The sequence below is a fragment of the Rhizobium sp. KNZ14-9A genome (genome assembly GCF_056755015.1).
Genome location: NZ_JBPGXB010000004.1, coordinates 586,764 through 608,400 on the forward strand (window position 1 = coordinate 586,764; position 21,637 = coordinate 608,400).

General features: G+C 57.6%; 18 protein-coding genes and 1 pseudogene. 18 read left to right on the plus strand and 1 reads right to left on the minus strand.

Annotated elements, in window-relative coordinates:
- Positions 1–233: 233 nt before the first annotated feature.
- From ACR9ZQ_RS33025 to ACR9ZQ_RS33060, 8 genes and pseudogenes are all read left to right on the plus strand, one after another.
- On the plus strand, positions 234–3,206 hold the full coding sequence (locus ACR9ZQ_RS33025) for an ATP-binding protein (protein WP_481430964.1): 2,973 nt from the start codon (positions 234–236) through the stop codon (positions 3,204–3,206).
- 51 nt (positions 3,207–3,257) lie between these two features.
- A complete protein-coding gene (locus ACR9ZQ_RS33030; RefSeq protein WP_481429794.1) occupies positions 3,258–4,379 on the plus strand; it encodes a YcaO-like family protein in 1,122 nt (373 codons plus the stop codon).
- A complete protein-coding gene (locus tag ACR9ZQ_RS33035; RefSeq protein WP_481429795.1) occupies positions 4,369–5,136 on the plus strand; it encodes a TfuA-like protein in 768 nt (255 codons plus the stop codon). The genes ACR9ZQ_RS33030 and ACR9ZQ_RS33035 overlap by 11 nt, the downstream gene beginning before the upstream one ends.
- Before the next feature lie 54 nt (positions 5,137–5,190).
- A complete protein-coding gene (locus tag ACR9ZQ_RS33040) occupies positions 5,191–6,402 on the plus strand; it encodes a hypothetical protein (RefSeq protein ID WP_481429796.1) in 1,212 nt (403 codons plus the stop codon).
- A 12-nt stretch (positions 6,403–6,414) separates the two neighbouring features.
- Positions 6,415–6,915: a hypothetical protein gene (locus ACR9ZQ_RS33045; RefSeq protein WP_481429797.1), complete on the plus strand. Its 501-nt coding sequence runs from the start codon at positions 6,415–6,417 to the stop codon at positions 6,913–6,915.
- A 26-nt stretch (positions 6,916–6,941) separates the two neighbouring features.
- Complete coding sequence (locus ACR9ZQ_RS33050; RefSeq protein ID WP_481429798.1) at positions 6,942–7,340, plus strand: hypothetical protein; 399 nt, start codon at positions 6,942–6,944, stop codon at positions 7,338–7,340.
- A gap of 404 nt (positions 7,341–7,744) precedes the next feature.
- A complete protein-coding gene (locus tag ACR9ZQ_RS33055; protein WP_481430965.1) occupies positions 7,745–8,425 on the plus strand; it encodes a phosphotransferase in 681 nt (226 codons plus the stop codon).
- Positions 8,426–8,605: 180 nt separating this feature from the next.
- Positions 8,606–8,917: pseudogene (locus ACR9ZQ_RS33060) on the plus strand (P-loop NTPase family protein); the annotation flags it as partial.
- Between the two features lie 186 nt (positions 8,918–9,103).
- Here the strand turns inward: ACR9ZQ_RS33060 and ACR9ZQ_RS33065 are convergent.
- Positions 9,104–9,718: a hypothetical protein gene (locus ACR9ZQ_RS33065; RefSeq protein WP_481429799.1), complete on the minus strand. Its 615-nt coding sequence runs from the start codon at positions 9,716–9,718 to the stop codon at positions 9,104–9,106.
- Between the two features lie 495 nt (positions 9,719–10,213).
- On the opposite strand from ACR9ZQ_RS33065, the gene ACR9ZQ_RS33070 reads away from it, so the two are divergent.
- The 10 genes from ACR9ZQ_RS33070 to ACR9ZQ_RS33115 all read left to right on the plus strand — a co-directional run bounded on the left by ACR9ZQ_RS33070 (position 10,214) and on the right by ACR9ZQ_RS33115 (position 21,635).
- Positions 10,214–12,301, plus strand: coding sequence for a hypothetical protein (locus ACR9ZQ_RS33070; protein WP_481429800.1), 2,088 nt, complete (start codon positions 10,214–10,216; stop codon positions 12,299–12,301).
- A gap of 11 nt (positions 12,302–12,312) precedes the next feature.
- A complete protein-coding gene (locus ACR9ZQ_RS33075; protein ID WP_481429801.1) occupies positions 12,313–14,667 on the plus strand; it encodes a hypothetical protein in 2,355 nt (784 codons plus the stop codon).
- Entirely contained in the window at positions 14,645–15,139 is a 495-nt protein-coding gene (locus ACR9ZQ_RS33080; protein ID WP_481429802.1) for a hypothetical protein, read from the plus strand. The genes ACR9ZQ_RS33075 and ACR9ZQ_RS33080 overlap by 23 nt, the downstream gene beginning before the upstream one ends.
- Before the next feature lies 1 nt (position 15,140).
- A complete protein-coding gene (locus tag ACR9ZQ_RS33085) occupies positions 15,141–16,025 on the plus strand; it encodes a hypothetical protein (protein WP_481429803.1) in 885 nt (294 codons plus the stop codon).
- Between the two features lie 53 nt (positions 16,026–16,078).
- The gene (gene tnpA / locus ACR9ZQ_RS33090) at positions 16,079–16,501 is read left to right on the plus strand and encodes an IS66-like element accessory protein TnpA (protein WP_481426899.1); all 423 of its coding nucleotides are present in this window, start codon (positions 16,079–16,081) and stop codon (positions 16,499–16,501) included.
- Positions 16,482–16,835, plus strand: coding sequence for an IS66 family insertion sequence element accessory protein TnpB (tnpB, locus tag ACR9ZQ_RS33095; protein ID WP_477924912.1), 354 nt, complete (start codon positions 16,482–16,484; stop codon positions 16,833–16,835). Before tnpA ends, tnpB begins: the two co-directional genes overlap by 20 nt.
- Positions 16,836–16,888: 53 nt before the next feature.
- Entirely contained in the window at positions 16,889–18,478 is a 1,590-nt protein-coding gene (gene tnpC, locus ACR9ZQ_RS33100; RefSeq protein ID WP_481426900.1) for an IS66 family transposase, read from the plus strand.
- A gap of 114 nt (positions 18,479–18,592) precedes the next feature.
- Positions 18,593–19,330 (plus strand): site-specific integrase, encoded by a 738-nt coding sequence (locus ACR9ZQ_RS33105; protein ID WP_481429804.1) that lies wholly within the window; start codon positions 18,593–18,595, stop codon positions 19,328–19,330.
- A gap of 755 nt (positions 19,331–20,085) precedes the next feature.
- Positions 20,086–20,457 (plus strand): DUF488 domain-containing protein, encoded by a 372-nt coding sequence (locus tag ACR9ZQ_RS33110; RefSeq protein WP_481429805.1) that lies wholly within the window; start codon positions 20,086–20,088, stop codon positions 20,455–20,457.
- Between the two features lie 137 nt (positions 20,458–20,594).
- Complete coding sequence (locus ACR9ZQ_RS33115) at positions 20,595–21,635, plus strand: alpha/beta fold hydrolase (protein ID WP_481429806.1); 1,041 nt, start codon at positions 20,595–20,597, stop codon at positions 21,633–21,635.
- Positions 21,636–21,637 lie beyond the last annotated feature (2 nt).

Genomic DNA, 21,637 nt, shown 5'->3' on the forward strand with positions numbered 1-21,637 from the left:
TCAGCGGCCGCTACATTGGCGTCAATGACGTCAACCTAAGATGTCTGGAGCGCAGTCCCCGTCCACTGCGTGAGCATCCGCGATCCCTGCGCGGGGCAGTCAAGTGCGCACCGCGGCCTCGTCGGCGAACAATGTGCTTCCGCCGACAGTTGCATTTGAGAATGCCTCACGAAACGCTTGCGCAAGCCACCGGAGTTGTGGTTGGCTGGTCTGCCGATTTGGGGACAAGCACGATGAATGGCCTCGACGCGCGATTACGGCTTGCAGGCGAGCGGCGGCAGGTTACCGCCCTGTTCTACGATATCGTCGGTTCCACGGAGATTCTGGTTCGGAACGGCCCGGAGCAGTTCTCCCGGTCCGTCGCTGCCCTGCATCAAACCGCCGAGGCGATCGTGGGCAAGCGTGGCGGGTTCCTTCACAAACGGCTGGGCGATGGGGGGTGCTGTTTCTTCGGGTATCCCGAGCAGTCTGAGGATGCGGCCGAGAGTGCCGTCGATGCTGCGCTTGAACTGATCCGGTTGGCCACGCCGCGGACACGCAAGACAGGAGAGGCGTTCAGGCTTCGCATCGGGATAGCAACGAGTCTAGTCGTGCTTGGGTCGGAGAGTGACGAAATCGTGGGCACGGCACCGATACTGGCTTCTCGGCTACAGGCTGAGGCGGAACCGAACTCGGTGCTGGTCGCGGATGCGACCTACGAACTCACCCAAGGCAAATTCGACTACAGCCGAATCGCCGAAGCCGAACTCAAGGGTTTCGCTACGCCGGTCACGCTTTGGCGGCCGGAAGCGAAGAAGCCCGCGGCCGGCCCGGTTCCCCCACCGCGCAATGTCGGCCGGGCGATGATGGGTCGGGACGCCGAACTGGCGGTCCTGGTAGAGGCATGGAATTCCGCGCGGGATGGAAAGGGGAGTTCATTCGCCATCATCGGCGAGGCGGGCATCGGAAAATCCCGGCTCATCTCGGAGCTTCGCCGGAGTATCGACGGCGGAGGATTGGCGTTCCAGTGCAACAGACGGTTTGAAGGTCACCCATTTCATCCGTTCATTGGCTTTCTGGAAGCCGCAGTCGACGCCCGCGTTTTGAAAGGCGGCGACGGTACCGCGCTTCGGGAAGCGCTCCAGGCCGCCGGGATCGAAGTCGACGCGTATGCAGCGGAGATCATCGCCGCCTTCACCACCGAGCCATCCGGCGCGACTGCGGGAAACATTCGAGTAACCGATCTGAGAGGGCGGGCTTTCCGCGCTAAGGTGATCAATGCGGCCGCCCGCCTGCTTTGCTCCGGAGCGGCTTCGGGTCCGATCCTGATCGTCTTCGAGGATGTCCACTGGGCCGACGAGATGACTGTGGAACTGCTGGACAGCCTATGCGCGCTTGCCGCCAGACTGCCGATGCTCGTCATTCAGACATCTCGCGTCGATCGCGCGGAAGCGGTGGCGTCACGTCTGGCGCTCGCTGGCCTGCCGTCGATGGCGATCCGCGAACTGGTCACCTCGATGTGGGAAGGATCGCCTCCCGCCGGTCTGTCTGATTTCATACTGGAGCAATCCGACGGCTTGCCCCTCTATGCCGAAGAACTCGCCCATTTCTTCCGAGCCAGGCACAGGTCCGGTCAACCTGCATCGGAATGGCAGGGGCTCCTCCTCGAAGGCGGAGTGTCGTCGTTGAACGACCTGCTGGCATCGAGGCTGGCGGCGGCCGGGGCGGCGCGCCGTGTGGCGCAGTTTGCGAGCGTCGTCGGAAGGCAATTCACCGTCGGGATGCTCGGCAATCTCCTGGAGAAGGCGGATCGCGACGAACTCGGCAGCCATTTGGAGCTGCTGGCCACCCACGGCATCATCGAACCTTCTTCCAATCAGGCAGACACGTACCAGTTCCGTCACGTGCTCCTCCAGGAGGCGGCCTACAGCAGCTTGCTGAAAAGCGATCGGCGAAGAATTCACATGCGCATCGCCAAACTATTGGTCGAGCAAAGCGTGCCTCCCTTGCCCGCCGAGATCGCTGCCTGGCAATGTGCGGAGGCCGGCAGGCACGGCGATGCCGCGAAGTTTGCGTTGATGGCGGCTGAAGCATGCGTGCTGCGATCCGCAATGAAGGAAGCCGCGCTCTCGCTCGACCTCTGCTCCACGGAAATCGCCTCCTTGTCACGTCGGCACCCGGGGCGCGGCGACCTCATCCTGAACATGTTCCAACTCCAGGGAGTGGTGGCGACGGCATTGGAGGGCGAAGGTTCTGAGAGGGCGCGCAGGATATATTCGCGGGCAATGCAGCTCGTGAGGCGGCGCGGGACGGAGACGAGACAGTTTCATTTCCCCACCTATTGGGGATGGTGGTTCACAGCGCCTGATGTCAGGTCCCAACAATCACGCGCCCGCATCCTGGTCGACGACATGAGGACGGTCAGCGATCCGGAGACGAGACTGCAATCATACCACTGCGCTTGGGCTACCAGCTTCCACGCCGGCGAGCACGGCTTTTGCCTCGACTGCGTCGCCAGGGGCCTGGAATTGTACGATGCCGACAGGGCGGTCACGCATCGAGCTTTCTTCGGCGGCCATGACGCGAAGGTGTGCGGGCTCGGCGAGAGTGCGCTGTCCTATCTCATCGTCGATCGGGCCGACTCGAGCGAAACAGCGATCGGCCAGTCTCTGGAACATGCCGTGGCGACTGATCACGCCGGCAGCCTCGTACACGCGCTCTACTACGCCATCGTCCTCAGACGTTGCCAGGGCAAGTACGAGGACGTGCGCGCCCTCGGTGAGCAAATGCTCTCGCTGGCGGAGGAGCATGGACTGGTCGCAAGCCAGGCCCGCGCCAACATGTACTGCGGCTGGGCCGAGTTGATGGCCTCCTCGACAGAAAGCGGAGCAAAACGTTTTCAAGAAGCGCTAACCCTTCAGCAGCGATCGGGGACCGACGACAACCTGTCCATACACGCCGATATGCATTCGGAGGTTCTGCAACGGACGGAAAGGCCCCTTGAGGCCCTTTCCGTCATCGAGAACGCGATCCTCCTCGGCCGCAAGAGCGGCCAGTGGTTCTGGCTGGCGGAATTGTACCGCCGAAGGGCAAACGTGAGACAGGGACTTGGAGACAAGTCCGCCCGTGTCAAAAGCGATCTCGGGCGGGCGATCCGGATCGCCGACTCCCAGGGAGCGGCATGGCTTTCGAAAAGAGCCAAACGCGACTTGAAAATCCTGGCTTGAGGAAATCCACGGAGGGCGGGCGTGCTGCACGGAGCTATACTCGAGAGCATCTTGGCGGCACCCGTTGCGCCTTCTCCCGATCCGCAGGAGACCGTCCGCCGGATTCTTGCAAGGAGGAGGGAATTCGGCATCACCCGGCTGGGTTCGATTACCGAACTTGACCGCATCGGCATACCGGTAGCCCAGGCTGTGAGACCGTTGTCGCGATCGGTGAGCGTCAATCAGGGCAAGGGCCTCACCTTCGGGCAAGCCGCGATTTCGGCGCTCATGGAATCGCTGGAGGGATGGGCGTCCGAGCGAATTTCCGGGGAACGGGTGGAGCGGGCGGGTCTTCGGGCCATGAACCGCGAAGGTTACTGGTCCCACCTGTCCGCCAAAGGTGACGCCGACGACACGCTGGACTGGATCGAAGGCTGGAACCTTTTCTTGTCGAGTCCGGTCCATGTCCCGCTTGCCATGGTGGACACCGCCTATATCGTACCCTCCCCGCATCCCCGCTGGCTGCCGCGCAACACCGCCGGTCTCGCGGCCGGCACCAGTTGGCGGGGCGCGATCGAGCATGCCTGCTTCGAATTGCTGGAAAGGCACGCGCGTTGTGCGGCGTTGCGGATACCCCATTTCTTCGACCGTTATCGGCTTGACATCCGATCCGTTCGCGGGGGAGCCGCTGGCGAGATCGCCGGGCGGCTGGTTTCGGCGGGCTGCGCCGTCGGGATATGGTCGATCCCGACCGAACACGGCCTCCCCGTCTACTGGTGTCAGGTCATGGAGAGCGCCGGGGAGGCTCCTCTGGCTCCATGGCCGGCCGAAGGCTTCGGCTGCGACCGGACCCACGACCGTGCGCTCGCCAAGGCACTGCTGGAAGCGTGTCAGTCCCGGCTCGGGGTCATTTCGGCCGCACGCGAGGACGTTGCAGGCCACATCTACCGTTATCAGGACGCAGGCGAGCTGGCGGCGTGGCGGCGGGAGCTCGCAGTCGCCGGGTTTGCATACCCCGCGCCGGATATCGCAAATGCCGACCTGCCGCTCGCTCCGTTGCATGCACTGCGGCGCGCCGGAGCGATGGCCGCGATCGTCGTGCTGCTCTTTTCCGACGAAGCCATCCCGCTCCATGTGGTGAGGGTCGTGACGCCGCCGCTCGAAACCGACCCGGAGTTCCAGAATGGGAGCTGATATCGTCGTCTTCCTGGGGCCTACCCTGAGCGTCGCGGAGGCCCGGCGGCACCTCGACGCTTTGTATCTCACTCCGGCGGGCAACGGAGATATCGTCCGGGCGGTGTCCGAGCATGCGCCGTCGGCGATCGTCCTCATCGACGGCGTCTTTGCCCAGTCGCCAGCGGTACGGCACAAGGAAATCCTCTGGGCCATGTCGCGCGGCGTGCACGTTTTGGGAGCCTCCAGTATGGGAGCGCTCAGGGCTGCGGAACTGGGGGATTACGGGATGGCCGGCTACGGCATGGTCTTCAGGTGGTACCGCCGAACCGCTCTCGCCGACGACGCAGACGTCGCGGTTGCGATGGCCCCCGCGGAATTCGGGTCCTTTTCCATGGGGGACGCCATGATCGACATCAGGCTCACACTGAAGAAGGCAGAACGCGCACGCGTTGTCGGACGGCAACTTCGAGTGAAGCTCGAGGAACTGGCACGCTCCATGCACTACACGGAAAGGAGTTTTCGAAAGCTCCTTTCCGTGGCAGCCGAACAGGGTATCGCCGGACAGGAACTCGCAAGTCTTGATCGCTGGCTCGCCGACGGGATGCGCCGACAGAAAAGAGCCGATGCTATCGGTCTTCTCGCGTTCCTGTCGTCGAGAAGATTTGATCAAGAGAAAATCCCGCGACCGACGAACTTTGAACTAACAGAGGCTTTCTCCTACGACATGGAATACTACAATTTTATGGATAAAATCTTGAGTAATGGCCCTCATTGATAGTATAGTGTTGCCTCGCCCGGTTAGGGGGATTGCGGGCGATTGGGGGCAGCCTTGGATGCCATCGCAAATCCGGGAGATAGGGTGCATGCGGTGGTCTCCGGACCGCCCGTCGGGACCCGCTTTCTCGTTTTCCCCCAGCCCCCTTTCATTCGCGGATACGAAAAGCCGGAGGTTGTGTGGATCGGCAACTCTGCGGGCCCTATCGTGGCAGGACCCTCCGACAGTCGCATGTACGTTGCCTATCCGGTCGAACCCAAGCGGCCCTATCGCCTTCCGTATCTTCCGCCCTACCGGGGGTTACTGCGCCCTCCCGTCGAACCGGGACCCGATGGGCACTTCGACCACATCCTCCCCGGCTCGCCCGCCTTCCTTTCGGTTCACAGTTACGCCTGCACGCGCCGCGTCTTGGATATCTGCGAGGGATACATCGGCCGGCGCATCACGTGGTTCTTCGAGCCGACTTACCAGCGTCTGGAGATCGTGCCGCGCATATCCGACTGGGAAAACGCGCAGTCGGGTTTCGGCTTTCTGGAACTAGGCGAAAGCGACCAGCCGACGCCCACTTCGTGTTTTGCGCTGAACTTCGATGCCGTCGCGCATGAGGTGGGCCATCTCGTTCTGTTGAGCGAACTCGGCATTCCATATGGCGACGGGCGGGGGACCGACTTCTTCGCCTATCACGAGGCGGTCGCAGATTTCATATCGCTCCTCGGCCTTCTCCATTTCGATACGGCGGTCGACCGGCTCCTGCGACGCACGGGTGGCAACCTCTTGATCCACAACGAACTCGATCGCTTCGCCGAACTCAGCGACGAAAAGCAGCTCAGGTCGTTTAACAATTCGCTCAAAGTCGCGGACGTCGGTGACGACGTGCACGACAGGTCGAAGCCCTTCGCGGCGGCGATGTTCGACGTCCTCGTCGAAATCTACCAGACCATCCTCTTCGAAAGGGGAGTGACCGATCTCGACCCGCGCCGCTTCGGCAGCTTGCGCCAACAGTTGGCTCCCGATTTGATCAAAGACGGCCTGCGCGGTCCGAAGCCGGACTACGAGCTTCGTCATTTCGCTAGCAAGGCCGCGCTTGAGGAAGCAAGGGATATCGTCGGAGAAGCCGTGGTCAGGTCGTGGCGACGTCTCGATCCCGACAGCCTGACATTCCAGGCGGCAGCGGAAGCGTTTCTGGACGCGGGCTACGAAGGGCGCGCGCGCCCGTACGTCCGGCAGATCGAAGACTGCATCAGGTGGAGGCAGATACACTGGTAAAGGAGGCTCAAAATGGTTGATGTAAGCGTACCAGCACCCGATAGGGTCGGGACATACTTTTCGGACACGGTAATCCTATACGGCGTCAAGCTGAATACCGGCACGGACTACGGCGAGTTCGACGCGGGCGAGAACGGAAACGCCGCGCTGCAGATGCAGCTCTACAGATCGGGAGTGGCACAAACCGAGGCCCGGTACTCGATCGTACTGGGCTATGGCTACGCTTTCGAGGGCCATTGCTACCGCATGGACACCAAGAGGGTTTTCATTGTCAAAGGCTCCAGCGCCGAGGCGGCCGTCGGGTGCGGCTTCGACGATCTTCCAGTAGGGGTGGCGGTGCCGTATCAAATGTGGCGCGTCCGTTCATCGGAGGAGTTGCTCGAGATCGTTCTGAATTACGGCGACGTCAAGACGGTGATCCTCGATGCGAACCTGCCCGGCAAGAGATCGCCGTCGTCCTATGCGATCACGGCATCTCTGGCGCACCGGGACGGTCGTCTCGGCCGCGATTAGCGTTTCGTCAGCGGAGGAAAAACGTCATGCCTATCACGGTGACTATTCATTTCACGGAAGCCTTGACCAATGTGGTGATCACAGACGTGCAGTCCGGTGTTCGGTTTCCGCTTGGCAACGTCCCCTCGGGAAACAACCACGATGTAGAGCCTAGCGACCAAAACGGATGGGCAACGATCCATGTGGCCGGGAAGAACGTCAAGGCCGAAACGGTCCAGGGAAGGAAGCGTCTGAGCGACGGGGATATATTCGAATTCCCACCTGCAAAGTCGATCCTCGACGAACTCGCGCAGTTCAAGGACCTGGCCGCGCTTGTGAACCATCTAAAGCCGCGGTTAGCCCCCGCCAAACAGACACAGCCGGCCAAACCGTCTGCCGTCAAATCACCTCCGGTCAAGTCGCCTACCACAAAGCCCCCGTCGTAGCCGTCTCGGTGGAAGGGATAGTGGCCCGGCTGCGTGCGCCTGACGTGGCGAAGGATCGGGATGTGAAGCGCAGGGAAATTCTTCAACAGGGACCCATCCCCGGATGACCGCTGACAGGTGCGCTCTACACGATCAGCCTGCAGTCCCTCAGTGCGCAACGCGTTGTCTTGCTGGGGCGGCTAAACATGCGTCGACGATGGCCGCCTCTCGTTCAGCGACGATGCGGAAGAGCATGTTCGCCATGCATTCGAGGGCTCCGCTAGACTTCGACGCCAGATCGACGAATATGTCGCGCGCAAAGGGATCAATGATAAGGATAGCGCCAGTGGCACCGGCCAATCGCTGCGGCATCAACGGTGCTCGCTCCACGACGGGGGCGACACTGTGGAGGTCGAGTGGGACTGATGGAAAGCGAAATTCCCTTGAACGGTGGCCGTGTGACCAGAGATGTCGTGCGTGTCGGCGATACTGTTCGACGTCCACCGACGTTCAACTCGCCATTCGTCCACAAACTTCTGGAGCACCTTGCGGCTTCGGGTTTTGATGCTGCTCCGCGCTCCAGCGGTCGTGACGAATTCGGGCGCGACATTTTCACCTACATCGACGGTGACGTGCCAATGGACCTGTCCTGGCACGGTGACGATGTCCTGATCGGAGCCGCGCGGTTGATACGCCGATATCACGATGCGACGGAGGGTCTTGTTGCATCGCTCCCTGCGCGGGCGGTTGGACTTGAGGTGGTTTGCCATAACGACTTATCCCCCTGCAATTTCGTGTTTGGTTCGGGACAGCCGCTGGCAATCATTGACTTCGACAGCGCATCACCTGGACCTCGCCTACACGATCTGGGCTACGCGGCATGGATGTGGCTCGATCTCGGTGATGACGATATCGAGCCTGATCTGCAACGACGCCGGTTGACCATGTTCTGCGGGGCCTATGATGCCAATGTGGATTTGCCGCGTGTTATCGATTTTATCTTGCTTCGCCAACGGATACTCATTGCTCAAGGGCGACGCGTTGGTGATGCGGCTATGGAACGCTGGGCGGACGATTGCCTCCAATGGACGATCAGGAACCTCTAAATGCATTCGACCCATCGGACGCCGATAGCGGTACTGGCCAGTAACGGCTACCGGAAACGTCTGGTCGAGCACATATGCCCGTGCGACGCAGGCGATTTCGTCAATTTGGATTTGCACCGACAGATAAATTCCCGTTAAAATTATCGAAATCGATATGACCGCGAATGTTCGGGAGGCGCAATGGATTCTATCAACCCATCAACCGCCTTCGAGCGGGTTCTCATCATGGGAAACGGCGGCTCCGGCAAGACGTGGCTCGCCCGCCGCATCGGCGAACAGCTTCACCATCCTATCATCCACCTCGACGATATCCATTGGGAGCCGGGTCGGTACGGGATTGCTCGCGACAGGACGCTGAGAGACGAGATGGTCACGGCGGCAGCTGCCGAGGATCGTTGGATCATGGAAGGGGTGTACGGCCAGTTGGTGAACATGGTCCTCAGGCGCGCGACAGCGTTGATCTGGATTGATTTGCCCGAAGAGGCTTGCATCGAGCCGAATGAATCCAGCTAGGATGCCTTCAGATTCGAGAGCGACAATTATCCAGCCGCTCTCGGACGAGGGGACATAGCTTGCGGCTGTTAGCGGAGGGGGAATTTGGCCTGTTTTCTGATTTCGCGATTCACGTCGAGGACCTGGAATTCCTCGATACCACGGGCGACGATCAGAATGACTAAATCAATATGGACGGTTTTGAATGGTCGCGAAGTTGAAGGTGTCAATCATGGTGGTGATAGGATCAGGGAAGAAGCGATAAGTGGCAACGGATTTGCCCTTCACAATATTCTCCTTTTGCTCCACGTCTCCCATCACGATCAGCGCAACGGTCGTCCTTGCCGTTCCAAGCACCTTGAAGGCGACGAGTTTTTCCTCTGCGTCCGCGCATTGTTTCCCGGCGTCGCAGAGCCTTCCGATCAATCTCATTTGAGCGAAGGGCTCAAAGCCAGGGAAGGACGAACCGCCGAAGAACGTAACATTTTCCTTAAAGAGGGACCATTCGGTTCCTTCCGTAAACTTTGAAAAAAACTCTCCTGCATTTCGGTGGGTGAAGTCGTTTGCTACGAAAGGCGCGGCCGAAGCGATCAGGAGCGTGACGTTCTTTTCGGCTATCCAGCAATCAATCCACAGATGGCCGTCGTCTAGCGGATTAATCTCGCGGGCTTTACAGGCTGAGTCCGCGGCCATGCTTGTGTTGCCGGGACCTCTCGCCAACCACATGGCTGCGGATGATTGCTCGGCGGAAATAGCCGAAAGGGTCACAAGGAACACGAATGCGGCGAAAAATTTAGGCATTAATTATCCTCTAAACCTCGCTCATCGACACTCCAGGCGGAACCAGATGCAGACCGATGTGGATCATCGTGCACTTCTGTAGAAACGGATTTGATGAGGCTCGCAAGGGCTTTCCTAACGCCGGCATTCTTCACCCGGTTAAGGTCGCTGGCGAGCCCATCTTGCGGATTCGCAGTCGTCGAACTTTCGATCTGCTGGGTTGAGGGACATCCGATGCTAGGACTGGAAAATAAAGACCTCAGCGCGCCGCCTCGCTGAGTCTCTCGATGCCGTCGACACCTACGTCTTTGTCGCCGTCGATGATCATCTCCGAAGGATGACAAGCCGTCTCGTTCCGCACAGAAGCTGGCCGTTCGAAGTCTTGAATTTCAATTTGACGCTAACTGAATTAATTAAAGAACTCGCATAACACACTGAGTTCATTAATTAAAATTGGTTGCGACGCAGCTGATTCGCGGCTACGTTCCTTCGCGTGGAAGCAATACAGAGGCGGGGATGAGTAAAGTGGAAGAGCTTAGCTCGCGCAATGAACAACGACTGAAGAGGGGACACTCCTTAGAACTGCAAGCCAACAGTTCCGGTGAACCAGAAGCCGCAGTTGGTAAGCCACTCATCGGTCCGTTTGCGGCGGTCAGGCGCTCAATGCCGATCGGACCGCAGGAACGCACGCAGCGGCACGGCCTGTGGCCAGGAAAGCGAGATCGGCCCGCAGGCACGGAGAACGATGGTTTCGTCGAACGCAAGCCGCCGCAGAAGCTACCTAGCTGGGATAGTCTCATTCCGAATCTGGGATCGATACTAGGTGCTGATCTCGAGCAACTCTGTGTGACAAAGTCGAGCGACAGCATAACGAGACGTTTTTGCGATTGGGCACTCGGCTGCGCTGATCGACGAGTGGTTGAGGTTCTCAACATCTATCGTAGCGGCACGCCGCCGGAAACCCCTGTTGCGGAAGTGGCCCAGAAGACCGCCGCGGTACTCCTTCTCTATATCGAAACTCACAAGGCGCACTTTAAAGACAATTGGCCGCGAACGGCACAAAGCGCGCTCGGTAAAGTTCTACAGGCGTTGGGGGAGCTTCCAGAACGAAACTATCCGCCATTTTACTGGAAGCTATTGCCGCATCCCCGCCACATAAAATCTCCGACAAAATCATTAGGGAGGCTGTCTTGGCCTGAACTTGAAGGTGTCGCGCCCGCCCATAGAGACGCAGTGGCGCTGGAACTGGTTTCGAATGCTTCGCACGCTCTTTTCGAACAAGGTTATTCACGATTTCGCTTCGGGCGGTCCGTGCTCCTGTCGGCCACGGCTCCAAACGACGTCGATTCGGCGGATTGGCACACAGTCAAGTCAATGCTGTCTTCATTGTCGGTCGAACTGCAGACAACGGGTTCCTGTACTCTGAATCGCGATATTGGGGTTGCAAAATACTCAGAGGTCTGGGCCAACGCCGGCTTTCCAGCAGAGTTCCTGCCCACGGGTATCATGTCGCCGCGTGCCATCCATTCACTGATGCTGACCTGTCTAGGGCCGACGTCGGCAACAACTACGGCAGTTAAATCACGTCTCTGCTGCGCGACCGGCTGGAATCGGAGCCAAATTGAGGATTTGCCTCGTGATCCGTACGCTTATCGCGAGGATGATGAAGCGGGGTTAGGTGAGACCGCCTTCCTAGCCGCCTTCAAAGCCCGGGCGGGACACTTCGTTAGCGCACTGCTCGAAAGGAGGTTCCGGCATCCGTCACTTTCGGCAGAACAGCGTAATGTCGTATGGGATGAGGCAAGCGGTGATGTGGTTGGCTCAGCATCTCTGGTGACCTCCGACAACACCTTGCTTGATGTGATGGACAGGTACGCGGAGATGGTCGGGGTAATCCGGCAGTACGATCTTTCCAATCTGTATTCTGATTACTTTTTTTTGTCGTTGAACTCTCGTGGTGTAGCGCGAACAGCTGATAATCTCGTGGCTTCCCGTGGTTTGCTCGGCCAAAGCGGTGTTAATTATAAGGCGATCCGTCAAAGTTTTATGTCGGTTACACGACGACGCCTGGGTACGCTAGAAGCAACGAAGCATGCAACTAGCCACACTGGCACGGCCATCATCCTAAGGCACTACGACGACCCGGAGCTGCAGCAGGAGTTAGACCAAGCTATCGCGTTCTGGCAAAACTGTTTCCAGGTGGAAATGGTCCGTGACGACGCCGAGCTCGCTTTACGGCTCCAACTCCCTGAGCAAGACGTCGCGTGGTTCGAACATATGTCGATCGCGTCTGGCATATCTGCGTGCCTGGCGATTAAGCGCAAAAAACTTGCGACTACAGAGAAGCGTTACATCGAATTCGTACCATCGCAAACGTCCTTCACAGAACTCTATCTTCTGCGCCGTGCAATCCTCAGTGCACGACGGGTAGTCGGGGTCGGGAGGTGGCGAGTACAATGCTTGGCGCATCTAGCACTCGTAAAGGCGATAAGGAAGTACGCGTTCGATACCGGTCTCGGTGACCGCTACGTATCGGCGGCGCGGCTGGCTTACCAATCGCTGGCCAGCTCCATGATCGTTCTTCCAAGAGTTCTCGAAATTTGAGGTGAGCCGCAATGATTTCCCAATTGCAATACCTCTCGTCGGTCGGCAATCTCCCTGTTCCGTCCGGAGTTATCAAAACCGCCGAGCGAAGGGATGGCGATTACAAGGAAGGGGCCGAACGCAACCTCCTTGATAAATTCTGGGTAATTCAGACCGCCGATCCCACCAAAGTCCGAGATGCCAATTTTCTGGTTAGCTTCGATGTTGTGATCGGATTTCGAAATCACCGATTGACTGATCCCATGAGCGCGAACGATGCTCTGACGAGAAGAATTCTTTGCGTGGAAGCGCTAAACGCCCGAGCCACCGCGAGAAAGCTCGGCGCTTATAAAATCACGAAGCTTCTCGGCGGGTTTGACTGGCTTGTCCGCTGGCGCAACGCAAAAGGCGTGGATGCCAACTCCCGCCTGACCCTCGAAGACTACGACCAGTTTTTAAGAGACGGCGTCTCGGACGATGCTACCGACCTCATACCTCTTGAGCGTCGGCTTGACCTGCTCCTTGCTGACGAAAATTACCGACTGCCCCTGTATAGAGTAGGCCCTAAATTCCGGATGGATTGGAAAATCTTCGCTGCGGAACTGGGTGTTCCTGTGCCCTCGTTGGGGCGCTCGGGGAAGTTCCGACACTGGTTTGATGAACGACTGGATAGTTTCTTAGCATCAAGCGGCGTCAAGAGAGACGTCCTCGTCTTATACAGGCTAAACACTGATCCGAAGTCCTCAGAACGTGTTAAGGACGATCAAACGAAAATGCACCCTTGGCTCGCGCTGGACAGACTATCCTTAAAAGGTCTTCTTCCGCACGACGGTCTAGCGTTTCAGATTCCGCCAATACCACGGATTGTTAGTATAAGCCGTACCAAGACCCTTCTTCCGGCTGACCTGATGCGCATCGTCCGGGTCGCTGCGAAGTGGATATTGATCGACAGTGAATTTATTCTGCAATGCTTAGAGGCTAGAGCCGAATTGCCGGCAAAGCCGCAGAAATCTTCAGGCGTGCGCTTGCGGGCATTGATGCAGCGGCTGAACCGAGGCCGGCCTGAGGGCCTGCCCTATTTGAACCTAAGCCCGTCTGCGCATGTTCCTGTTCCGGAAGAGAGCCTACGCTTATCGCATGCGATTTCGTTCCTATACGCGTCATGCGCAATTCTTATTGCTGCATTTGGCGGTCGCCGAAGGAACGAAGTGGCGTACCTTCGGCACGGGTGTCTTTTGAGAGAACCCACCCTAAAACTTACCATTTACATAGAGAAAACGATCCAAGATGTAGACGCCATCCCGGTGCCCGAGGTTGTGGCAAGGGCTGTCGAGTTGTTGGATAGGATGTCGGCGCAAGCCAGGCACGAAACTTCCGAGCCTTGGTTGTTTCAGTTTGCTTGCGGTTTTGCGGACGGCTCATCGTTCAAGGTGACTACGAGGTTCATTGCGTTTGATGGGTTTTTCGAGGCAGCGGGCATCGATCCTCCGGAAGGCGAGAGCGAGTGGAATTTCAATTTCCACATGTTGCGCAAGGGCTTTGTGATTGCATTCTATTACGGCAATCTATGGGGCAGTTTCGACGGAGCCAACAGAATGCTCCGCCACACCTCCGATGGCGACATGACCCGTATCTATATGGACGATGCCGAGACCGGAGCAATTTCCTGGCTGAGAAGCGAAGTGGTGAAGCTTACCAAGGTCGGCATAGGAAACCTCTCACCGGAACAAAGTCGTTATCTTGAAGCCGCGAGAGTCGCATTAAGAGACAGCGACGAACGACGCGTTGTATGGAATCAAGGCAGACAAGAGTTCTTTGTTCGAAAAATGATGGAGGTCTTCGATGGATTCGAGCACCCGATAGGCAAGGGGGCAGCTCGAATGCTCGATGCCTTGAAGGAGATGGAAGAACGCGCCTATTCGCTAATTCACTTTTCAGCGACACCGACTAACGACACCTCGGGTGCCAGGCAGAGTGTTTTAGAACAGGTCACTCGCGCCGCTTTGGACAATTTCATGGAGCCAGTGCCAGGCGGTTTCTTTTATTGTCTGTTTAAGAGGGGGGTGGAGGAACATACGAAGATAGCCAATTGCCTTATAGCTCGGGAGACGCGCCGACCACCATGGCAGACGCCCACTGAGGCTGCGAGTAACACCCGTCCTGATTATTTGTTTTCCGGTTTGCACCCGTGCCTTAGCTGTGAGTTGTGTGCGTGTTTCGAAGAAAGCAAAAACTCGCTCATTCAGCGAGCTCATTCCATCCAGTCTGAGATAACTTCAGCAGCCACTCCCGGACTTGCAGCCAGCGCCGAGGAATACGTCGATGACATATTCACCCTGATTACGGAAGCAGAAAGGGCGGTCGATGGCAAACAACGGCCACGTTAAGCGCGTCCAGTTCGAACCATTCCCCGTCGATGAAAGCTGGGATACCGATCTCACTCCCGAGCAGCAACGGAGGTTGCATTGGAAAGCCAAAGAACGTAGGGCGATGGCCGCCCTACGGCGAAAAGTTGCATTCCTTCAGGACATATCGACATCGTTACCCCGCATCTTGGCCGAGGCGTATCTTCCAAACTCCCGTAAGGGACTTCGCGACTGGCACGATCCACTTCGCGGTCTATGGAGCTGGGAGGATGTAAAACTCGACAATCCAGAGAACAAAAAGAACAAACAGATAATCGAAGCATTCTTCGACGCGCTATCAGACATCGATCAACTCAAGAAAGGTAACGTGTCCGCTCTCAGGAGAAAGGTCTCGGAGAAGAACGATCTGATAGAGCGCCTCGAACTTAGGAATCTCGAGCTTCTTGAAGAAATAGCTCGATTGAGAGCAACGATTGCTCGGGGTGCCTTGTAACATGACTGCTAACGCTCACACCACTTTTGATTTTCGCCTGACCTTCGCGGGAAGCAATTTAGTCTGGTCAGGAGCTCCGCGGCCGCGTCTCCCGTTACTGCGTTGGCCTGACGGGACGATTTGCGAGCCGGTTTTGTACTATTTCGGCTATTCGGCAGTCGAAAAACGGGTGAAAATCTCCTCGATGAAGCCTGAAGCATATAGTTTACGCGCTTGGTTCGTCTGGCTCGCCAATAACGGCATAGCATATCAGAGCGCCGACGATGAGCTTCTTGAACGATGGCGAACGGAGCTAGGTTGGGTAGCGACACGAATAGGACGCAAGAAGACCAGGCTCACTCCTAAACAGCTTGCGCGCAACGTCATAATAGAGCGCAAGCTCCATCACATTTTCGAATTTTATAGGAACCTGCCGTACGCGATGCCCTTCACTTGGGATGGCGTTCCATCCCCTTGCTTTGTGGGCAATAACAAGACGCACAAGAGTTTCCCAATCGGACTGAAGAAGCAATTCCACAAGCGCAAACGGATATACTATGATGTGTGGGTTCGATCAGAAACGACTTCGCCGCCTCTACGGGTCCCGAGAGTTCCAACGAAGCCCGAGTTGACCGCTTTATACAATTATCTGCTAGGTCAGGGGTTTCGAGAGCAGCAGCGACTGAAGCTCGCATTTCCTCCCGAAGAGCTCGAGGTGCTTTCCAGGCGGAATTGGTTGATTGCTAGAACCATGGCGGAGGGTGGCCTTCGGTGCGCCGAAGTGAGTGAGCTTTTGATCGCAAATATATCGAAGGCGTTGCACAATTTTGGCATCACTGAGTTAGAAGTCGATCTTTGCGCGATCCACGCCGACGAACGTAAGCGCGAATTTCGGTGCGCCTTTTGAGACGCAGCGCTCTGAGGCATGAAGTGTCCACCAAAATAGGTGGACACCAAATCATGGATGAAGATGCTCCTAAACTGCAGGTGCGGCTTGTTGGTCGCGACGGCCGCCGTCGATATGACCCTGCCTCCCGAGATCAGCTTGTCGCAGCGTGTTTAGAGCCCGGCGTTTCGGTTTCGCGTCTAGCTCTGGAGCACGGCGTCAACGCCAATCTCGTTCGCAAGTGGGTGAAGAGAGCCAGAGAAGATCGTGCTTTGCCTGCGGTATCTACGTTCGTTCCGGTTCAGATAGCTACGGATATGCACTCGTCTTCTGCCAGCGGTCCACTGACGAAGGTGGAGGCTGTCGGCAAGCGATCTCATGCATCCAAGCTGAGCGCGGTGCTGCCGAACGGGGTCAGCCTGACGCTGGAATGCAGCGATGTCGATGGCCTGGCGGCAATCATAGGAGCGTTGGGTCATGTTCAGGCTGGGCGCTGACCTCAAGGTCTATCTCCATCGGGAGCCGATCGACTTCCGCGCGGGCATCAACAGCCTCGCGGTCCTGGTGCAAGAGGTGATGGAGCTGGACCCGTTTGCTCCATCGGTGTTTGCCTTCTGCAATCGCCGGCGTGATCGGGTGAAGCTTTTGTTCTTTGATCGGTCCGGCTTTGTCATGGTGCTGAAGAAGTTGACGGAAGACAGGTTCCGCTGGCCCCGCCGAGAGACTGCGGTGGTGATGCTCTCGACCGAGCAACTGCACTGGATCCTCGACGGCATCGATATCGACGCGATGGTGCGCCATCCGGTGCGGCAATATCAGATCGCCGGCTGAAGATGGCGAATTGAGCTGTTGACGCACGGGGGCGGTTCAGATTCAAGAATCTGATGACTCGGGCCAGCGAACCAAGCGTTGCAGAACTGATGGCGCAGTTGGCAGCAAACGCTGCCGAAATCGCTGCGCTGAAAGCCGAGAAGGAAGCGCTTTCGCGACGGGTCGTCAAGCTGGAAGAAGAACTGGCGCTGGCAAGGTTGCATCGGTTTGCACCGCGCAGCGAAAAGCACATTGATCGCCTCTTCAACGAAGCCGAAGAAGCCGCGGACGAGGAAGATCGTGATTATGGCGACGACGTCACCGATCTCCCGGATACAGGCCTGCCAGCAGTCGATGGCGCCGCGGGTAAAAAGCGGGGCCGCAGACCTCTGCCAGAAGACCTGCCCCGCGAGCGTGTCGAATACGACCTTGCTGACGATCAGAAAGCTTGCCCTTGTTGCAAAAGCCAAATGCACCGCATGGGCGAGGCTGTTACCGAGCAGCTCCATATCGAGGTCAAGGCAAAGGTTTTGCAGAATGTGCGGTTCAAGTACGCTTGCCGCCACTGCGATCGTACCGGGATCAACACGCCTGTGGTAATCGTACCGATGCCACCGCAACCCTTGCCGGGCAGCATCGCTACCGCTTCGACGCTGGCCTTCGCACTCGTCCACAAATACGTCGACGGCACACCGCTCTACCGCGTGGCGCAAACATTCGAGCGGGCCGGCGTTCCCATCAGCCGTGGCGCACTTGCTCACTGGGTCATCGGCTCGAGCGAGAAGCATCTGCACCGCATCTATGAGGCTCTGAAACTGCGGCTGCGATCGCAACCTCTCATTCATGGCGATGAGACGACGGTCCAGGTCCTGAAAGAAAAGGACAAGGAGGCCACCAGCACATCCTTCATGTGGGCTTATCGAAGCGGCGAGAACAGCGACGAGCCAATCGTGCTTCTCGATTATCAGCCCGGCCGCGGCCAGATCCACCCGCAGACCTTCCTCGGCGACTATCGCGGCATATTGGTGAGTGACGGCTACACCGCCTGGCGCACATTACACGGCGCAACCCATGTCGGATGCATGGCTCATTCACGGCGGCGCTTCGTCGAGGCTCTCAAAACCAGGAAGAATGGAGGCGGGCCGCCGGAACAGGCGCTCCGGTTCTTCGAGCAGCTCTACCGGATCGAAAAGCAGGCGCAAGACAGAAAGCCCGACGCCGGCGCAACGCAGGCCGATTGCATTCGCCGTTTCCGGCAACAGCACAGCTTGCCTGTCCTCAACGCCCTAAAGACATGGCTCGACAACATCGCGCCGAAGGTCGTGCCGGATACAAAGCTCGGCGATGCCGTGTCCTACACCCTGAACCAATGGGATTATCTGACGCGCTACACCAGCGACGGCAGGATGCCGATCGATAACAACATTCTGGAACGCGACATCAGAGTTTTTGCGACCGGAAGAAAATCGTGGCTGTTCAGCGATACCGCTGACGGAGCCAGGGCAAGCGCGGTGATTTACAGTCTGATGCTGACCTGCCGCGCCTGTGGCGTCGATCCGCTCTCCTGGCTGCGCCACGTCCTCACTGAGTTGCCTCAGCGCGAAGAAACTGCCGACATTGGCGACCTGCTGCCGTTCAATTACTCCAAGACCATCGCGGCCTGATAAGGCTGGGTACTGCTACCCAGCTAAGCGCGAGTATCCGTCAACCGCTGTCAATGCGCATCGAAAATCGCGCTTACCGACGAACAGCTTAAATCAAAAATCAAACAGAGGGTGATGTCTCTGAAGCACGGCGAAGAATTTGCGTTTCTCCCTGTGGAAGTAATCGGAAAGGGCTCTGGGGCGGGAAAGACGCGTAATGCGCCATTTCCTCCAAACTTGGTTTGTGATCTGCTCGACGGAATATGGGGTTTCCGATCACGCCAGGTCATAGTCTGGAGCGCCGCGGACAAACTCGAAACGCCAGCTGATCAAGTTTTCCTCTCACACAAAGAAAAGAACAATGAATTGTCGCCAGGCGCGATTGGCGACATCGTCGGTAAAGCGTTTCGCGCCTGTGGTATCAAACGCAGCGCCCACTCTCTAAGAGGCTACTTCGCGACAACGACTGCGGCCGCACTGTGGAAGGAATACTTCGCACAGAACCATTACCATTTCGACCATGCGCTGGTAAACATGGTTCTGGATAATCTCGCTCGTTTTATGGGCCACGCCAAAGTATCCACCACGTTAAAATTTTATATGGACCAACCTCTCTTCAAGCACCTCACTAAAATTGGAACAGCGGCGGCGAAATTTTTCCACAAGCTCTGGACCATAATCGTAATGGAGAAGCGGTCGTTGTCGAAGAAAGGTGGAGACCTTTTAACACAACTTACGATACGAGTAAGCGAGAGCGATGACAACTCAATGTTTTTGAAGGCCCTCGAGATCATAGTAAACGATCCTCGGTTCAATCCGGCAATGCCGACCACGAACGGTCTAAGACTTGCCTACGATGATCGCGGAACTTAGATAGGAACACTACGATTGGCTCTTTATCGCTCGGTCTACGAGATCGTGTGCCAGCTGTGACCAAATTGACTTGGTGTCGAGCCGTGGGGAGTCGCGCGAAATCGATCTCACTTAGAGTCCCGTCTAGTCGCCCAGGACAAGAGAGAGCCGCACAAGGTCCGGCATAGCTCAATTGGATACCGCTGGTCCTTCAAACGTCAGGGTATTAGCTTCTCGGGGAGTATCTCATGTCCGCTTCTCTTTCGAGAGGGTGATCGCCAAGACGCTCGTGCCGGACTCCGTCGCATTGGCCACGGCTTGCGCTTTAGTCTAGTCGGACCAGCGCCGCCGAACTTGTTGTGGCCACCCTAAGATCGTTGCATCGATCACCTGGACATTTCCAGTTCCAGAGCTCGGCGCAGACATGGAGCCTTGCAGTCGACGAGTCCTCACCCTGCGAGACCGGGCCGCCCCCACCACGCCAGATCGGGCCACCTTTTCACTTACTTACGAGCTATACGTACGTCTGGCTTTTCCGACTGGCTCGAATGCCTCACAGTACTCTCTGAAGAGTAATAGTTTTCCTGAAGGTAGTTCTGTCATCTCATTGAGATCGTTCTAAATCTTGCGGGAAAACGACTGCTCCTACTGAAGCAATACGTGGAAATAACTGTAGGAAGCGCTCCGATAAGGGCTGCGCTATCTTCCATGCATTAGCGCTTCGCCCAGCCGAGATCCCACAAGAAGAGGGATGATCGGTGAATGAGGAGGATCAGATGACAACCAGAGCTGAGACGATAAAGCTCAAGCGGGTCTATGCGGCCAAGGCGGATGCGGATGGCGCCCGACTGCTGGTCGATCGCATCTGGCCGCGCGGTCTCAGTAAGGAGCGTGCTGCACTGACTGCCTGGCTAAAGGATGTCGCGCCAAGCACCGAGTTGCGCCACTGGTTCAATCATGAGCCTGATCGCTGGGAGGAGTTCCACCGGCGCTACACCGCAGAGCTTGAGCACAAAAAGGAAGAGCTGGAGCTCGTGACCGATTTCATAAGGAAAGGCACCGTCACGTTGCTTTATGCCACCAGCGATGACGAGCACAACAATGCCGCGGTGCTTCGTGATTTCCTCATCCAACGGATTTTCGATTGAGAAGGCAGCCAATTGTATCAGAACGTATCCGGAAGGCCGGATGCTACATCCGCATGCAATTGAAGCAGATACCCGAAACATCGGGGATACATGCGAGCTGTTTTCTCCCTGCCATCAACTTGAAACGGAGAGAGCCGATGTCCAGCGAAATCAATCTTCAGCGTCGTCGTTTTTTCGGTGTTGCGGCCATGACCATGGCGGCGGTCGAATTCGGCCTGACCAGCGCCGCTGGTGCCCAGTCACAGGTTACAGCGCCCGCCGTCAAGGCGGGCTCGCACACGTCCTTTGCACCGCTGAAGCAGGTCAAGGCTGGTGTGCTCAATGTCGGCTACGCTGAAGCCGGTCCCGCAAATGGCCCGGTTGTGCTCCTTCTTCATGGCTGGCCCTATGACATCTACAGCTTCGTCGACGTAGCGCCTGCGCTCGCCGATGCCGGCTATCGGGTATTGATCCCCTATCTGCGCGGCTATGGCTCAACCGAATTCCTCTCCGCAAAGACACCGCGCAACGGTCAGCAGGCTGCCATCGCCACTGATATCATCGCCTTCATGGATGCGCTTGACATCGAGCGCGCCGTGATCGGCGGTTATGACTGGGGCGGCCGCACCGCGGACATCCTGGCCGCTGTCTGGCCGGAACGCTGCAAGGGCTTGGTCTCGGTTAGCGGCTATCTGATCGGCAGTCAGGAGGCGAACAAGAAGCCGCTTCCGCCGCAGGCCGAGCTGTCCTGGTGGTATCAGTTCTACTTCGCCACTGAACGCGGCCGCGAGGGGTATGAGGCCAACCGGCATGACTTCGCAAAGCTGATTTGGAAGCTTGCTTCGCCGCAGTGGAAATTTGATGACGCGACTTTCGACCGCTCTGCCAAAGCCTTCGAAAACCCCGACCATGTTGCGATCACCATCCACAATTACCGTTGGCGACTTGGCCTTGCCAATGGCGAAAAGAAGTATGACGCGTTGGAAAAGAAGCTCGCTGCTTTTCCTGTTATCACCGTACCGACCATCACCATGGAAGGCGACGCCAATGGCGCGCCGCATCCGGAGCCTTCGGCCTACGCCAAGAAGTTCACCGGCAGGTATGAGCATCGCAACATCACTGGCGGCATCGGCCATAACCTGCCGCAAGAAGCACCGCAGGCCTTTGCCCAGGCCATTCTGGATGTCGATCGCTTCTAAAG

Bases quoted from the DNA above. Each gene is read 5' to 3' on its own strand.
- ACR9ZQ_RS33025 (WP_481430964.1), top strand. From the start codon at position 234: ATGAATGGCCTCGACGCGCGATTACGGCTTGCAGGCGAGCGGCGGCAG.
- ACR9ZQ_RS33035 (WP_481429795.1), top strand. From the start codon at position 4,369: ATGGGAGCTGATATCGTCGTCTTCCTGGGGCCTACCCTGAGCGTCGCG.
- ACR9ZQ_RS33045 (WP_481429797.1), top strand. From the start codon at position 6,415: ATGGTTGATGTAAGCGTACCAGCACCCGATAGGGTCGGGACATACTTT.
- ACR9ZQ_RS33050 (WP_481429798.1), top strand. From the start codon at position 6,942: ATGCCTATCACGGTGACTATTCATTTCACGGAAGCCTTGACCAATGTG.
- ACR9ZQ_RS33055 (WP_481430965.1), top strand. From the start codon at position 7,745: ATGGAAAGCGAAATTCCCTTGAACGGTGGCCGTGTGACCAGAGATGTC.
- ACR9ZQ_RS33065 (WP_481429799.1), bottom strand. From the start codon at position 9,718: ATGCCTAAATTTTTCGCCGCATTCGTGTTCCTTGTGACCCTTTCGGCT.
- ACR9ZQ_RS33070 (WP_481429800.1), top strand. From the start codon at position 10,214: ATGAGTAAAGTGGAAGAGCTTAGCTCGCGCAATGAACAACGACTGAAG.
- ACR9ZQ_RS33075 (WP_481429801.1), top strand. From the start codon at position 12,313: ATGATTTCCCAATTGCAATACCTCTCGTCGGTCGGCAATCTCCCTGTT.
- ACR9ZQ_RS33080 (WP_481429802.1), top strand. From the start codon at position 14,645: ATGGCAAACAACGGCCACGTTAAGCGCGTCCAGTTCGAACCATTCCCC.
- ACR9ZQ_RS33085 (WP_481429803.1), top strand. From the start codon at position 15,141: ATGACTGCTAACGCTCACACCACTTTTGATTTTCGCCTGACCTTCGCG.
- tnpA (WP_481426899.1), top strand. From the start codon at position 16,079: ATGGATGAAGATGCTCCTAAACTGCAGGTGCGGCTTGTTGGTCGCGAC.
- tnpB (WP_477924912.1), top strand. From the start codon at position 16,482: ATGTTCAGGCTGGGCGCTGACCTCAAGGTCTATCTCCATCGGGAGCCG.
- tnpC (WP_481426900.1), top strand. From the start codon at position 16,889: ATGACTCGGGCCAGCGAACCAAGCGTTGCAGAACTGATGGCGCAGTTG.
- ACR9ZQ_RS33105 (WP_481429804.1), top strand. From the start codon at position 18,593: ATGTCTCTGAAGCACGGCGAAGAATTTGCGTTTCTCCCTGTGGAAGTA.
- ACR9ZQ_RS33110 (WP_481429805.1), top strand. From the start codon at position 20,086: ATGACAACCAGAGCTGAGACGATAAAGCTCAAGCGGGTCTATGCGGCC.
- ACR9ZQ_RS33115 (WP_481429806.1), top strand. From the start codon at position 20,595: ATGTCCAGCGAAATCAATCTTCAGCGTCGTCGTTTTTTCGGTGTTGCG.